Source organism: Labrys sp. (in: a-proteobacteria), assembly GCF_047605565.1.
Classification (GTDB): Bacteria; Pseudomonadota; Alphaproteobacteria; order Rhizobiales; family Labraceae; genus Labrys; species Labrys neptuniae.
On record NZ_JASGFM010000004.1, the window covers coordinates 1 to 14,600 of the forward strand.

At 62.5% G+C, this 14,600-nt stretch carries 14 protein-coding genes; 4 read left to right on the forward strand and 10 right to left on the reverse strand.

The window, feature by feature from the left end; all coding sequences use genetic code 11:
- A partial coding sequence (locus tag QM672_RS05440; RefSeq protein ID WP_415081161.1) for an AMP nucleosidase occupies positions 1–953 on the reverse strand: 953 nt, incomplete at its 3' end.
- Positions 954–1,117: 164 nt separating this feature from the next.
- On the opposite strand from QM672_RS05440, the gene QM672_RS05445 reads away from it, so the two are divergent.
- The 3 genes from QM672_RS05445 (at position 1,118) to der (ending at position 4,296) form a co-directional block, all read left to right on the forward strand.
- Positions 1,118–1,993, forward strand: coding sequence for a DUF2167 domain-containing protein (locus QM672_RS05445; RefSeq protein WP_311938417.1), 876 nt, complete (start codon positions 1,118–1,120; stop codon positions 1,991–1,993).
- 234 nt (positions 1,994–2,227) lie between these two features.
- Positions 2,228–2,887: a tetratricopeptide repeat protein gene (locus QM672_RS05450; protein ID WP_068295105.1), complete on the forward strand. Its 660-nt coding sequence runs from the start codon at positions 2,228–2,230 to the stop codon at positions 2,885–2,887.
- Between the two features lie 2 nt (positions 2,888–2,889).
- Positions 2,890–4,296: a ribosome biogenesis GTPase Der gene (der, locus tag QM672_RS05455; RefSeq protein ID WP_311938420.1), complete on the forward strand. Its 1,407-nt coding sequence runs from the start codon at positions 2,890–2,892 to the stop codon at positions 4,294–4,296.
- A 10-nt stretch (positions 4,297–4,306) separates the two neighbouring features.
- On the opposite strand, the gene QM672_RS05460 is transcribed toward der, so the two are convergent.
- From QM672_RS05460 to radA, 5 genes are all read right to left on the reverse strand, one after another.
- The gene (locus QM672_RS05460; RefSeq protein WP_311938422.1) at positions 4,307–4,942 is read right to left on the reverse strand and encodes a macro domain-containing protein; all 636 of its coding nucleotides are present in this window, start codon (positions 4,940–4,942) and stop codon (positions 4,307–4,309) included.
- Positions 4,943–4,958: 16 nt separating this feature from the next.
- Complete coding sequence (locus QM672_RS05465) at positions 4,959–5,699, reverse strand: SDR family NAD(P)-dependent oxidoreductase (protein WP_311938424.1); 741 nt, start codon at positions 5,697–5,699, stop codon at positions 4,959–4,961.
- A gap of 62 nt (positions 5,700–5,761) precedes the next feature.
- Entirely contained in the window at positions 5,762–7,225 is a 1,464-nt protein-coding gene (gene purF / locus QM672_RS05470) for an amidophosphoribosyltransferase (RefSeq protein ID WP_311938426.1), read from the reverse strand.
- A 142-nt stretch (positions 7,226–7,367) separates the two neighbouring features.
- Positions 7,368–8,006: a CvpA family protein gene (locus tag QM672_RS05475; protein WP_311938427.1), complete on the reverse strand. Its 639-nt coding sequence runs from the start codon at positions 8,004–8,006 to the stop codon at positions 7,368–7,370.
- 181 nt (positions 8,007–8,187) lie between these two features.
- On the reverse strand, positions 8,188–9,597 hold the full coding sequence (gene radA, locus QM672_RS05480; protein ID WP_311938429.1) for a DNA repair protein RadA: 1,410 nt from the start codon (positions 9,595–9,597) through the stop codon (positions 8,188–8,190).
- 211 nt (positions 9,598–9,808) lie between these two features.
- Between radA and QM672_RS05485 the strand changes: the two genes are divergently transcribed.
- Positions 9,809–10,123 (forward strand): polyhydroxyalkanoic acid system family protein, encoded by a 315-nt coding sequence (locus QM672_RS05485; protein WP_311938431.1) that lies wholly within the window; start codon positions 9,809–9,811, stop codon positions 10,121–10,123.
- A 40-nt stretch (positions 10,124–10,163) separates the two neighbouring features.
- Here QM672_RS05485 and QM672_RS05490 read toward each other — a convergent pair whose 3' ends face one another.
- The 4 genes from QM672_RS05490 to QM672_RS05505 form a co-directional block, all read right to left on the reverse strand.
- A complete protein-coding gene (locus tag QM672_RS05490) occupies positions 10,164–11,168 on the reverse strand; it encodes a sterol desaturase family protein (protein ID WP_415081167.1) in 1,005 nt (334 codons plus the stop codon).
- Between the two features lie 214 nt (positions 11,169–11,382).
- Entirely contained in the window at positions 11,383–11,769 is a 387-nt protein-coding gene (locus tag QM672_RS05495) for a VOC family protein (RefSeq protein ID WP_311938435.1), read from the reverse strand.
- Between the two features lie 56 nt (positions 11,770–11,825).
- Positions 11,826–12,932: an alanine racemase gene (gene alr / locus QM672_RS05500; protein WP_415081169.1), complete on the reverse strand. Its 1,107-nt coding sequence runs from the start codon at positions 12,930–12,932 to the stop codon at positions 11,826–11,828.
- A 75-nt stretch (positions 12,933–13,007) separates the two neighbouring features.
- A complete protein-coding gene (locus tag QM672_RS05505) occupies positions 13,008–14,513 on the reverse strand; it encodes a replicative DNA helicase (RefSeq protein WP_311938439.1) in 1,506 nt (501 codons plus the stop codon).
- Positions 14,514–14,600: the final 87 nt, after the last annotated feature.

Below are 14,600 nucleotides of genomic sequence, written 5' to 3' on the forward strand. Positions count from 1 at the left end.
GAATTGCGCAGGCCCGCGCAATGGCCGAGCATCAGCCAGGCATGCGGCCTGAGCACCGCGACATGGTCGGAGATATTCTTGGCGTTGGACGGTCCGACCCCGATATTGATCATGGTGATGCCGGAATCATCGGCGCGCTTGAGATGATAGGCCGGCATTTGCGGCAGGCGCGGCGGATGGTGGCCAGTCACGTCGAGCTGCTGGGTTTCGCCCCCAAGCTCGGTGACGACATTGCCCGGCTCGACAAAGGCCGTGTAGCCGGACCCTAGCGAGCCCCCTTCACCCTTGGCCAGGATGGTCTGTGCCAGCCGCACGAATTCATCGATGTAGAACTGGTAGTTGGTGAAGATCACGAAATTCTGGAAATGCCGCGCCGAGGTACCCGTATAGTGCTTCAGGCGCATCAGCGAGAGATCGATGCGCGGCGCGGTGAACAGCGCCAGCGGCTTGGCGCCGTCGGCTGAGCGCACATCGATGCCATTGGCGATGCGATCGTCCATGATGGTGAGATCGGGCACGTCGAAGATCTGCGGCAGCAGGGCGAGACGCCCATAATCGAGGCCGCTTTCGGCATGGAAGTCTTCGCCGAGCGCGAAATGGATCGGGATCGGCGTGGAGCTCTCGCCCACTTCGACATCCACACCCGTGTTGCGCAGCAGCAGCGCGATCTGTTCCTCCAGATAGCGGCTGAAGATGTCCGGCCGCGTCAGCGTCGTCGCATAGGTGCCGGTATCGGCCACGAATCCGAACGGCGTACGCGCATCGAGCGTGGGCAGGCTGTCGGTGTTGACACTGACATAGGGGTAATAGGCGCGAATGCGGTGATCGAAATCCTTGCCACGGGTGAACGCCGTGAAGGCCTCCCGCAGGCGCGCGGTGTTCGCGTCATAGAGCTGCGTGATCGCCGCTACGGCCGCTCTCGCATTGTCGAAGCGGCGGGGCTTAGTAGTCATTCCAATTTCGAAGCCGCGCTGCGGCTCTCCCTTTTCAATCTTCTAGTTCAGCCCAGGTGACATCGCAACGACATCCCATCGCGGCGCCGATGAAATTTCCAACCGTGACATGGACTGCAAAGGATTTGGCGGTATAGGGCGTCATCATCGAATGGAGACCGCTCATGTTCGCCAGGTATCTGCTTGCCATCGCGGCTATGGCCTTCCTGCTGCTGCCCGGCCACGGGCTGGCGCAGGAAGCCGAAGGCATCCGCAAGGCACAGGTCCTGCAACAGGCCGTCGAGGCGATGCAGAAGGTGCTGCTGTCAGGCCCTTCCGTGGTGACCCTGGACAATCGGGCAACGCTGAAGCTCCCGCAAGGCACTGGTTTCGTACGCCAGCCGGAAGCGGGCGCTTGGGCTTCCGCCTCGGACTACCCGAGCGATCCCAGTGTTCTCGGCATGCTGGTGCCGACCAGCGAGCAGAACTGGGTGGTCTTCATCCATTATCGCTCCGGTGTGCGCATCGACGATGCCGAAGCCACCGGCTGGAATGCAGACGATCTGCTGGCGCGCCTCAAGGCGAACACGGAGGAAGGCAATGCCGCGCGTGAAAAACGCGGCGAGCCTCAGCTCGAGGTTCGCGATTGGCTGGTCAGGCCCCATTACGACGAGGCGCAGAATACGCTGATCTGGGGCGCGATCAGCCCCGAAAAGGGTGGGGAAGCCGATGAGGGCACGGCCAATATCCACGGCTATGCACTGGGCAATGAGGGCTATTTCGAGCTTACCCTGGTCTCGCCGGCCGCCGAGGTGCCGTCCTATGTGCCGATCGCCCGGTCCTTCCTCGCGGGCCTGCAATTCACCGCCGGCAATCGCTACCAGGATGCGGCGAAGGCAAAGCTGGAAGTACGACCGGTCACGAGCCTGATAGCCCCCACCTCGCCCGACCTTCGCGCTACGGCGCTGGCCTATCTCAAGGCGAACTGGTTGTGGCTAGTGGCAGTGCTGCTGGTACTGGCCATTCTCGCCGGCAGCGCGCTGCGAGCCCTGCGGCGGTGAAAACCGCTGGAATACCGAGATTTAATCTCGGTTTGGGCGGCTAGGAGCGCTGTTTGCTTGACGGCAAGGGGCCGCTCCTCTACGCCGAAAACACATCTCGCGCCAGCGCGAACCAAGGCGTCCTGCGATTGGGTGGAAAAACCTCGAATCGCAAGGACGCATCCAACCAAAGAGTCAGGGCAAAGGGCGTTCTTGCTACAGCGCGCCATGCTCTAGAGGATACGAGCCGGGTCTATGACCGATATCTTCCAGGAAGTCAGCGAGGACATGCGCCGTGAAAAGGCGCAGAAGCTCTGGGCGAAATATGGCAATTACGTTCTCGGCGCCGCTCTCGCCGTGGTCATCGGCGTGTCGGGTTACGTCGCCTACCAGCATTACCTGAAGCAGCAGGCCGAAGCCACCGGCGCGCGTTTCCAGGAAGCGATTTCCCTGGCCCAGAGCGGCAAGACCAAGGAGGCTGCGGCTGCCCTCGGCGCGCTGATGAAGGACGGCAGCGCCGGCTATCAGACCCTTGCCCGTTTCCGCCTGGCGGCGGAGACCGCCAACGACAAGGTCGAGGATGGCATCAAGGCCTATGAGGCGCTGGCCGCCGATTCCTCGCTCGGTCCGGTGCTGCAGAGCCTCGCCAAGGTGCGCGGCGGCTATCTCATGGTCGACACCGCCTCCTATGCGGATCTCGCCGGCAAGATCGAGCCCCTGACCGCAGCGGGCGAGCCCTGGCGGCATTCGGCGCGCGAGGTCCTCGGCCTGGCGGCGTGGAAAGCCAAGGATCTCGCCAATGCCTCCAAATGGTACCAGGCCGTGATCACAGACAAGGACGTGCCGCCGGCACTGCGTCAGCGGGCCGAACTGATGCTGCAGCTCATCGCCTCCGACCAGCCTGCCAAGGCCTGACCATGGCTGTCTCCATCGCCATCGTCGGCCGGCCCAATGTCGGCAAGTCGACCCTGTTCAACCGTCTGGTCGGCCGCAAGCTTGCCATCGTCGACGACCGCCCGGGCGTGACGCGCGACCGGCGTGAGGGCGACGCCAGGCTCGGCAGCCTCCATTTCAAGGTGATCGACACGGCAGGCCTCGAAGTTGCCGATGACGCCTCGCTCGCCGGGCGCATGCGCGCTCAGACGGAAGCGGCCATCGCCGAATGCAACCTGATCCTGTTCATGTTCGATGCGCGCGTCGGCGTGACCCCGGCAGACGAACATTTCGCGGAAGTGGCGCGGCGCTCCGGCAAGCCCGTCATAGCGGTCGCCAACAAGACCGAGAGCCGCACCGGCTTCCAGGGCGCCTATGAAGCCTATGCGCTCGGGCTCGGCGATCCCGTGCCGATCTCGGCCGAGCATGGCGAGGGCATGGCGGATCTTGCCGAGGCGATCGTCGCGGTCGCGCCAGCCACCGGCTATGAGCCCGAGGAAGAAGTCGCGGAAACCGATGCAGTCGTCAGTGGCGAGGAAGGCGAGGAAGAGGCGATCGATCTCGGTGCCGGCGTGGTTCGGCCGCTGCGTATCGCCATCATCGGTCGGCCGAACGCCGGCAAGTCGACCCTGGTCAATGCCCTGATCGGCCAGGATCGCATGTTGACCGGCCCCGAGGCCGGCATCACCCGCGACACCATCTCGGTGGACTGGACCTGGCGCGACAAACGCATCAAGCTGTTCGACACCGCCGGCATGCGCAAGAAGGCCCGCATCGAGGACAAGCTCGAAAAGCTCTCCGTTTCGGATGGGCTGCGGGCGGTCCGTTTCGCGGAAGTGGTCGTGCTGCTGCTCGATAGCGCCACGCCCTTCGAAAAGCAGGACCTGCAGATCGCCGACCTCGTGGAACGCGAGGGCAGGGCAATCGTCATCGGCCTCAACAAATGGGATCTGGTCGAGGATCGCCACAAGGCGCTGGCCAGCGCCCGGGAGATGTTCGAGCGCCTGCTGCCGCAATTGCGCGGTGCGCCAGTGGTGACCTTGTCCGGTCTGTCGGAGCAGGGCCTCGACCGCTTGATGGAGGCCGCTTTCCGTGCCTTCACGACCTGGAACCGCCGCGTGCCGACCGCTCGCCTCAACCGCTGGCTCGGGGGCGTGCTCGAACATCATCCGCCGCCGGCCGTGTCGGGTCGCCGTATCAAGATCCGCTACATGACGCAGGTGAAGACCCGCCCGCCGCATTTCGCCATCTTCGGCAACCAGCTCGACGCTCTGCCCGACAGCTTCCAGCGCTATCTGGTCAATGGCCTGCGCGAGACCTTCGACATGCCCGGCGTACCGATCCGGCTCAGCCTGCGTTCGCCGAAGAATCCCTTCGATCGGAAAAAATAGGCAGGATGATTCACTGCAGGCGAATGGGATGGTCCGAATAGAGCAATTGATGTCTTTCGCTCGCCTCGGCCCAGCTTTGGGGCATCGACCCTCGTCCGCCCATAACGTCATCATAGGCGGCCCGCATCTGCCGCGCGCAGATTTCGGCAGGTATTCGGCCGACACCGGTCCCCATGCCAGGAAAAGCAATCGTTTTGAGGTGCGCGGACAGCGGCGTACCCATGGCTGGACCACTTGGAAACTGGCCATATCTGGCCAGCAGGAGAACGGCGCGAGTCGCCAAGTACGGGTTGATGGAATTCTCGTCGAGAGCCATAGGCACTCGCATGGTCGGAGCAGCAATCAGAAAGGCAGGTGCTGGAACGCCCGTCTCGACAATCTCTGCCTGTCCAACGAGCAACTCCCCGTGATGTCGTTGGAAAATCGCTCTTCGTAGATGTTCCTGCACCTGCCACCCGAAATGGCGGGAGTAAAGCAGATCAATACCACCATCCATGAAGCCGAAGCTATTGGCGGGACTGACCATGGCCTCGCATTCAACGTCGAAGATCGATCCTCGATAGATCTCCGTATCGCTCAAACCCGCAAATGCAGCAGACCAAGCCTTGGCAAGTTCATCTTCTCGGGCGACCAAGGCAATGCGCATGTAGATCTAACCTGCCTTATTCCGGCGCCTTGAAGCTCAGGAAGCGCTCCTGCCGCATCTCGTAGACCTGCCCGGTCTCGATAAGATCCGGGCTCGCGAGCTTGAGGATCGAGGGCGCGATGCTGGAGGGATGCGGCAGGGTATCGGCGTCTTCGCCCGGCATGGCGGCCGCGCGCATATGGGTGCGGACGGGGCCGGGGGAGAAGAGGTTGGCCCGGATAGGCGAATTCACCGTCTCGGCAGCGTAGGTCGCCACCATGGAGTTGAGGGCCGCCTTGGTCGCAGCATAGAGCCCCCAATAGGCCGTCGACTTCCAGGCCGCGCCCGACGTGATGAAAATGGCGCGTCCGGCATCGGATTTGCGCAGCAGGGGATCGAAAGAGCGGATCAGCCGCCAATTGGCCGTGACGTTCACCGCAAACACATTGTCCCAGTCCTTGGGCTCGATATGGCCGAGGGGAGAGATCGCGCCGAGCGCCCCGGCATTGCCGATCAGGATGTCGAGCTTGCCATAGCGCTCGAACAGTGTGTAGCCGAGCCGATCGATGCCGTCCCCGTCCTTGATGTCGAGGGGAACCAGGGTCGCGGCGCCGCCCTTCTGGCGGATTTCGTCATCGAGATCCTCGAGCGCTCCAACGGTGCGGGCCACGGCGATGACATGCGCACCGGCCTCGGCCAGGGCCACGGCCGTGGCACGGCCGATGCCGCGCGATGCGCCGGTGACGAGCGCCAGGCGGCCTTTGAGAAGATCGGACATCGGAAAACTCACAGGATGGAAAAGTCTGCCATGTCCCACCCCCGAACCGGGGTGGGAACGCGTCAGCTTGCTTCGGCGAGCAGGGAGAACTGCTGCTTGGCACCTTCTCCCACCACATCGGTCAGGAAGGTCGGATAGTCGCCGGTGAAGCAATGATCGGTGAACTGCGGGCGGACAGAGTCGCGCTGGTCGTAGCCGCATGCCTTGTAGACGCCATCGACCGACAGGAAAGCCAGTGAGTCCGCGCCCATATAGGCACGCATGGCTTCCAGATCCATCCGCGCCGCCAGCAGGTTTTCCCTGTCGGGCGTATCGATGCCGTAATAGTCGGGATGGGTGATGGGCGGGCTGGAAATGCGGAAATGCACTTCCTTGGCGCCGGCATCGCGCATCATGCGCACGATCTTCACCGAAGTGGTGCCACGCACGATGGAATCGTCGATCAGCACGACACGCTTGCCTTCGATGACCGAACGGTTGGCGCTGTGCTTCATACGCACGCCCATTTCACGAATGGCCTGGGTCGGCTGGATGAAAGTGCGCCCGACATAATGGTTGCGAATGATGCCGAGTTCATAAGGCAGGCCCGCCGCCTGGGCATAGCCGATCGCCGCGGGCACGCCAGAATCCGGCACCGGTACCACCACATCGGCTTCGACGCTGGCTTCGGCGGCAAGCTGGGCACCGAAACTCTTGCGCACGGCATAGACACTACGGCCGTGAACGATGGAGTCCGGACGGGCGAAATAGATATACTCGAAAATGCAGGGGCGGGCAGGCACGCGCGGGAAGGGCTTCAACGATTCCACGCCGTCCTTGGTGATGACGACGACCTCGCCATTCTCGATGTCGCGCACGAAGCGGGCACCGATGATGTCGAGGGCGCAGGTCTCGGAGGCAAGGATGTAGCAGCCATCGAGTTCGCCCAGCACCAGGGGGCGAATGCCGAGCGGATCGCGGGCGCCAACCAGCATATGGTTGGTCAGTCCGACAAAGGCATAGGCTCCCTCGATCTGGAACAGGGCGTCGATGAAGCGATCGATGAACTTTTCACGCGTCGAGCGTGCGACCAGATGGAGGATCACCTCGCTGTCCGAGGTGGCCTGGAAGATCGAACCGCGGGCGATCAGTTCGCGCCGCAGCGTCAGCCCATTGGTGAGATTGCCGTTATGGGCCACGGCGAAGCCACCGCCCTCGAGTTCCGCAAACAGGGGCTGCACGTTGCGCAGGATAGTGCCGCCCGTCGTCGAATAGCGGGTGTGGCCGATGGCCTGGGAGCCGGGCAGGCGCTCGATGACCTCGCGTTTGGAGAATGTGTCGCCGACCAGCCCGAGCCGCCGTTCCGAATTGTAGCGCGCACCGTCGAAGGTCACGATACCGCAGGCTTCCTGGCCACGATGCTGCAGGGCATGGAGGCCGAGGGTCGTGATCGCCGCGGCCTCGCTGTGTCCGAAGATGCCGAACACACCGCATTCCTCACGCAGGCGGTCGGCGTCGAGATCCAGATCGTCGTTGTCACGGGCCATGGCGCTCACTTGGATTTCTTCTCCAAAAAGGGGTGAGCGGCCCGAAACCAGGTTTCGCCGCTCCGTTCGACATTGAGATAGTACCACCGATCGACTTTTCCAGCATGCCTGCTGGGAAGTTTGCTGTGGCAATGCAATCGCATCATTGCGCTGGCGCCGCCGGAGCCGGGGTTGCCGGCTGGGTCTGCGGAGCGGCGGGAGCGCCGGCGGCGTCCGGATCCGGCTCCTGCGTGTTGGTGTTGGTATCGGCACCAGGCCCGATCACTTCGTTGGCCCGCAACTGCTTGAGGATCACGTTTTCGGGATCGCTCGGCAGCAGGGTGAGGATCCAGTCACGCCCGGACACCAAAAGCTGACGGGATTTGGCATCCTGCACCCAGGTCGGTTCCGACTTGGGCGGTACCAGATAGCTGAAGAAGATGAAGGCGACGATGGCGAGCAGGAGGCCACGAGCCGCGCCGAACAGGAAGCCGAACGTACGATCGATCGCCCCGATCCGGCTGTCGAGGATCATGTCGGAGATGCGGATGGTAATGAAGGAGGCGATCAGGAGAACGAGCAGGAAGATGCCCGCACCTGTCGCAATACGAGCCAGCGTATCGTTCTTGATATAAGGCGTGACCAGCGGCAGCACCCGCGAGAACAGCAACAAGGTGGCTATTGCGGCAGCGGCCCAGGCGGCAATGGCCAGAACTTCGCGGGTGAAGCCTCGTACCATTGCGAGAAGGGCCGAAATCAGCATGACGCCGATGACGATCAGATCCAGCAGCGTTACGGGCATTGGCGGTCTATCCTGATTTGGAAGCAGTGTTTCCCGGTAAAGCCCACGAATGGGTTTTACCGGGAAACACTGCAAATACCTGCATAGGCGACGCGACAGACAGGGCCGCGCGCCTTTCTATAACGACGGTTCGACACGGCGTCACCCATTTGCTGCAGCGCAATCGGCGGAAATGCCCGCTTCATGGCGAAACTTTAGTGGATTTCCGCCTTTGGCTTTCACCAGAGGCGGCAATATCCGCAACAAGTGTCGCAAGTGAGGCAACGCCATTCACGCGTATGCCGCTATCCGAGCCCGACTCGTTTCCCGGCACAGGACAGACGGCGCGATGGAAACCAAGCTTGGCCGCTTCCTTCAAACGGGGGCCGGTGTGAGCCACCGGCCGCACCGATCCGGACAGTGAGACTTCGCCGAAATACACGGCATCCGCCGGCAGGGGGGCGCCTGTGAGGGAGGAGATCAAAGCAGCCGCCACGGCGAGATCGGCCGCAGGCTCCTGGATGCGCAAGCCGCCGGCCACGTTGAGATAGACGTCGTGCCCCCCGAGCTTGACGCCGCAATGGGCTTCGAGCACGGCGAGCACCATGGACAGGCGGCTGGTATCCCACCCCACCACGGCGCGCCGCGGCGTGCCCAGGCTCGTCGGCGCCACCAAAGCCTGCATCTCGACGAGAAGCGGCCTCGTGCCCTCCATACCGCCGAATACGGCCGTGCCCGGTGACCCGAGATCGCGCTCCGACAGGAACAAGGCGGAGGGATTGGTCACTTCACGCAGGCCAAGCCCGGTCATCTCGAACACGCCGATCTCGTCGGTGGGGCCGAAACGGTTCTTCACGCCGCGCAGGATGCGAAAATCACGCCCGCCATCGCCCTCGAACGACAGCACGGCATCGACCATATGCTCGACGACACGCGGGCCTGCGATCTGCCCGTCCTTGGTGACATGGCCCACGAGGATGACGGTACTGCCCGAACGCTTGGCGTAGCGGATCAGCGCCTGCGCCGAGCCGCGCACCTGCGTAACCGTGCCGGGAGCCGATTCGACCGTATCCGTCCACATGGTCTGGATCGAATCGATAACCACCAGGCGGGGCGGCGGGCCGTGCTCGAAGGTCGCCAGGATGTCCTCGACCGAAGTCTCGGAAGCCAGCTCCACCGGAGCGCTGGCAAGCCCCAGCCGCTCGGCTCGCAGGCGCACCTGTGCCGCGGCCTCTTCGCCCGATATATAGATGACCCGGGCGTTGCGGTTGGCAAGCGCGGCGCAGGCCTGGATCAGAAGGGTGGATTTGCCGATGCCTGGGTCGCCTCCCAGCAGGAGGACGGAGCCCCGCACGAAGCCTCCGCCGGTGACCCTGTCGAGTTCCCCGATACCAGAGACCAGGCGCGGTGCTTCGTCGGTCGATCCCGTCAGGCTTTCGAGTGCAAAGACGCGCCCCCGGCCTCTTGGACGCTGCGAGGCGGGAACGGCCGCGATGGCGCTGGTTTCCTCGGCGATCGAGTTCCACTCGCCGCAGGCATCGCATTTGCCCTGCCAGCGATTATAGGCGGCACCGCAATTCTGACAGACATAGGAGGGGCTTCGTTTGGCCATGACGCCCTTCTAGCGGGCGGGTCGAGTCTGATCAAATCCGACAGACCGGCCCGGGCCACAATCACGAGGCTTGACGCGTGCCACGAAATTCTCGGCGATGAATTGCCCGCCGAGCGAGCGAGTTCAACCCACAGACCAGGAACCACCGCCCCTTGCAGGCACGCCGAGCCACAACCTATATCTGGGCAATCATGCCCCCCTGGAACAGTCCATGTCGCGCCCGCTGACCGTCACCATTCCCCACAGCCTTGGCCGTGCCGCCGCCCGCAAGCGCATCGAGGATGGCATTGCGCAATTGCGCGACAGCTATGCCGGGCAATTCACGGCGCTCGAGGAGAATTGGAACGGCGATAGGTTCGAATGCCGCCTGAGCGTGTTCAAGCAGACCATTTCGGGTAGCGTCGACGTCGGCGACGACACGGTGACGGTGAGCATCCTGCTGCCGATCTTCCTGACCATGCTGGCTGACAAGGTCACTACGCTGATACAACAGCGCGGCCAGGTGTTGCTGGATCACAAGACTTAACCCGCAGAGCGATGCCCGAACGCATTCCGGGGCGGCGGCATCATTCGCCGCCGGCTCGCTCCGGATGCAGAATCATACGCTTCGTGCGTGCGACGGTGCGCCGTAGGGCGACAGTGCATTTCACGATCGGGCCGAGGAAACACCACCAGATCCTCTGATAGTCGCCGCGCTCGTCCTCCACCGTGCCGATGCCGTATTTGTGCACTTCATCCCGCGTCGCCAGATAGGCCGTGCCGGCGATCCAGTCCCAGATCGACAATCTCGAACCCATATTCTTGTCCCAGTGCTTGCGGGCCACGCTGTGATGGACCTGATGCATGCGGGGACTGATGAAGATGCGGTCCAGGATCCCGAAGCTGATGGAAAAATGCGTGTGCTGGAGCGTGCCCAATGTCAGCAGCGAGAAGACCAGCGATGCGCTCGCCTGCATCGCCAGGAGCTCGACGATGGAAAAACCGTAGAAGAATACGATCAAGGTGACCGGGATGACACGGCATACGCCGATGAATACGGCATCGAGAAGTACGCCTACCGGATGCACCCGCGAGGCGGTAAGTGGCGTCAGGAAGGTCGCCGAATGATGAATCTTATGGAATTCCCAAAGATAACGATTCTTGTGCTGGGTATAATGACTTATGAACTCTCCAAGATCGGAAAACATGAACATAATTATACATAATATGACAATCGTCACCGGCCCAGCTTGCAACTTCTGATCGAACTGGAACCAGGCACTCAACGCCACCCCGGCTTTTTCCGCCAGGAACGTGGTCAGGATCGCTGCGAAAAGAGCCACCCATCGAAAAGAGAATTTGATAACGAAGTAGAGGAGAACGTCGATTTTCGTCGAGTGGCTAAGCCATCCCGAAGCAGGCATAAAAAAGCGAAGAAATCCTCGAATATTTCGACTGGCGCTCGCATCTGTCAGCAAGAACAAGAAAGCAAACACACCACCCGATACGAATGTTGCCATCATCAACAATATATTGATGCGTGCCATCGCAAAATCAGTAACAGCAGCGATGATATCCGAAACGATCGGCATGAGATTACTTTCCGTAAGCTCTCAAATGAGAAATCAAGAGCAGCAAACTGCAAAATCTCGATTGTCAAAGACGGCGATGAAAGTCAACATCGTCGGCGAAATCGAGCCCCTCGGGAACAATCTCGTAGAGAAATAAGCTCAGTCGACACGATGCATGGGTGAAACGAAGGTCAAGGGCAGCGACCTTCGCCGGACCGCCGAGGAAGAGCTCCCGTCAGCCCGGCAGGTGGCAGACCGCCTCGATATTATGGCCATCCGGATCGAGCACGAAGGCTGCATAGTAGTTGGGATGGTAGTGGGCCCGAATTCCTGGTGCGCCGTTGTCGCGCGCACCGGCGGCCAATGCGGCGGCATAAAAGGCATCCACCGCCTTCCTGTCTTTCGCAGCGAAGGCAATGTGGAAGCTGCCTTCCCGGGTGTCGCCATCCCCAATCCAGAACTGGGGCCGCCCATCCGCACCATAGCCGCAATGGGCGCTGCTGCCGGTCATCTCCCGCGTGACTTCCTTTTGCACCGAATAGCCGAGCGGTGCGAGAACCCGGTCGTAGAAGGCACGGGAATGTCGATAATCGCGAACCGGAAAGCCGAAATGGTCGATCATTGCATTCTTCCCGAGCAGCGCCTGTGGTGACCGGCGGCAAGGGCAGGCGCTATCGCCTAGACCGCCAAGTGCCGATCATAACGCGTACCCAGGCTGGTGAGTATCTCATAGCCGATGGTACCGGCACGGCGCGCTACCTCGTCGACCGGCAGATGCGGCCCGATCAGTTCGACCCAATCGCCCCGTTTCACAGTGCCCGCCGGCAGATCCGTCACGTCGATCGCCGTCATGTCCATCGAGATGCGTCCGGCGATCAGGCAGTATTTGCCGGCGACATAAGCCAGCGCCGAGTCGAAATCGTCGGAGGAGGAGCCCGAACGCATGTAGCCGTCGGCATAGCCGATGGCCACCATGGCGATGCGGGCGGGCTGCCGGCTCGTCCAGGTCGCACCATAGCCGACATATTCGCCCGGCAGCACGCTGCGAACCTGCAGGACCTGGGCTGAAAGGGTGATGACCGACTGCATCGGATTGGGTTGACCCGGCAGGGGGTTGGAGCCGTACAACGCCACGCCTGGGCGCAGCAGATCGTAGCCGATCTCTGCCGGCAGGAAGGTGCCGTTGGAATTGCAGAGGGAGGCGGGCACATCCGGATAGAGCGACCTGACGCTGGTAAAAGCCTCGAACTGCCGGGCATTGAGTGGGTGTTCGGGCGTGTCGGCGCAAGCGAGGTGGCTCATCAGCAAGGAAGGCTTGAAGAGCTCTCCCTCTGCGACCAAGGCACGGGCTTCATCCACGCGCAGCCCGAGCCGGGACATGCCGGTATCCACATGCAAGGCAGCGCCTCCCTGCCAGCCGGTGGCGGCAACGAAGGCGGACCATTCTTGCAGCTCCTCGCGTGAGCCCAGGGCCGGCCGCAGGGCATTCGCGGCAAACCTGTCGCCATGGCCGGGCGCGAGGCCGCTGAGGACATAGATCGTCGCATCCGGGGCAAGCTTGCGCACGCGAATGCCCTCGTCGATCTGGGCGACGAAGAAGGTACGGCATCCGGCCTGGCTGAGGGCGGGTACGACATTGTCGATGCCCAGCCCATAGCCATCGGCCTTCACCACGGCCGCGCATTCGGCCTTGGGCCGCTGCTGCCCACAGCGCCGCCAATTCGCGGCGAGGGCGTCGGTGTCGATGGTCAGGCGGGCATAAACGGGGGGCAGGGAATCGGTCATGCGCAGACCATAGAGCGGGTTGGAATCGGGCGGAAGGCGAGACCGCAAAGATCGCGCCATCAAGATGGTCGGCGCCTACTCGCCGGTCTGGATCGGCAAGTGATCGGTGCGGGCAAGATTGCCGAAACGGGTGACGTCGGCATCGAACTGAACCTTCACGGTGCCGGTTGGACCGTGGCGCTGCTTGCCGATGATCACTTCGGCGACACCGGCCAGGCTTTCCATCTCGGCCTGCCACTTGAAGAACTCCTCGGTGCCTTCCTTGGGCATCTTGTTCTTCACGTAATATTCCTCGCGGAAGACGAACATCACCACGTCGGCGTCCTGCTCGATCGAGCCGGATTCACGCAGGTCCGACAGTTGCGGGCGCTTGTCGTCACGCGATTCCACCTGGCGCGAAAGCTGGGACAGGCCGATGAGCGGCACGTTCAGCTCCTTGGCCAGTGCCTTGAGGCCCGTGGTGATCTCGGTGATTTCCTGCACGCGGTTCTCGCTGCCCTTCTTGCCCGAGCCGGTGAGGAGCTGGATGTAGTCGACGATCAGGAGATCGAGGCCGCGCTGGCGCTTCAGGCGGCGCGAACGCGCCACGAGCTGGGCGATGGAGATGCCGCCGCTGTCGTCGATATAGAGCGGCGTCGTCTGCATGTCCTGGCTGGCGGTGACGAGACGACTGAACTCGTCCTCGGATAGGTCGCCGCGTCGGATCTTGTAGGAGGGCACGTTGGCCTGCTCGGCCACCACGCGGGTTGCAAGCTGCTCGGCCGACATTTCCAGCGAGAAGAAGCCGACCGCACCACCATCGATGGTCTTGCGAGAACCGTCGGGCTGGATCTCGAACTTGTAGTTCTTGGCGATGTTGTAGGCGATATTGGTAGCGAGCGACGTCTTGCCCATGCCCGGGCGCCCGGCGAGGACGATAAGGTCGGACGGCTGCAGGCCGCCCATCATGCGGTCCAGATCGTCTAGACCGGTGGCAAGCCCCGACAACTGCCCATCGCGCTGATAGGCGGCGGAAGCCATGTCGATGGCATCCTTCAGCGCGTCCGAGAAGGTCGCGAACCCGCCTTCGTTGCGCCCGGTTTCGGCCAGTGCGAACAGCCGGCGCTCGGCCTCCTCGATCTGATCGCCGGGCGTCATGTCGACGGGAGCGTCATAGGCGACGTTGACCAGTTCTTCCCCGACCTGGATCAGGGAGCGCCGGAGCGCGAGATCATAGATGATCTGGCCATAGTCGGCCGCGTTGATCACCGTGGTGGCCTCGGTGGCGAGGCGAATGAGATATTGCTGGGTGGTGAGCCCGCCAATGTCCTGGTCCGGCCCGAGAAAGGTCTTCAGCGTGATGGGCGTCGCCATCTTGCCGGCCCGCACCAGGCTCGAGGCGATTTCGTAGATCCTGCGATGGAAGGGATCGAAGAAATGCTCGGGCAGCAGGAAGTCGGAAACCCGGTAGAATGCCTCGTTGTTGACGAGAATAGCGCCGAGCAGGGCCTGCTCGGCCTCGACATTGCTGGGGGCCTGCCGAAAGGTCACGGCTTGGCCGGTCTCGAGCTTGTGTACGGTGGCTTCGACAGGTGTGGACATCAGGCTCTTGGGATCGTGATTCGTCGGGCGGCAAGCTTAGCACGCTCGCGGGGGCCCTTGGCCTTCGATCGGCAATTCACAGTGATT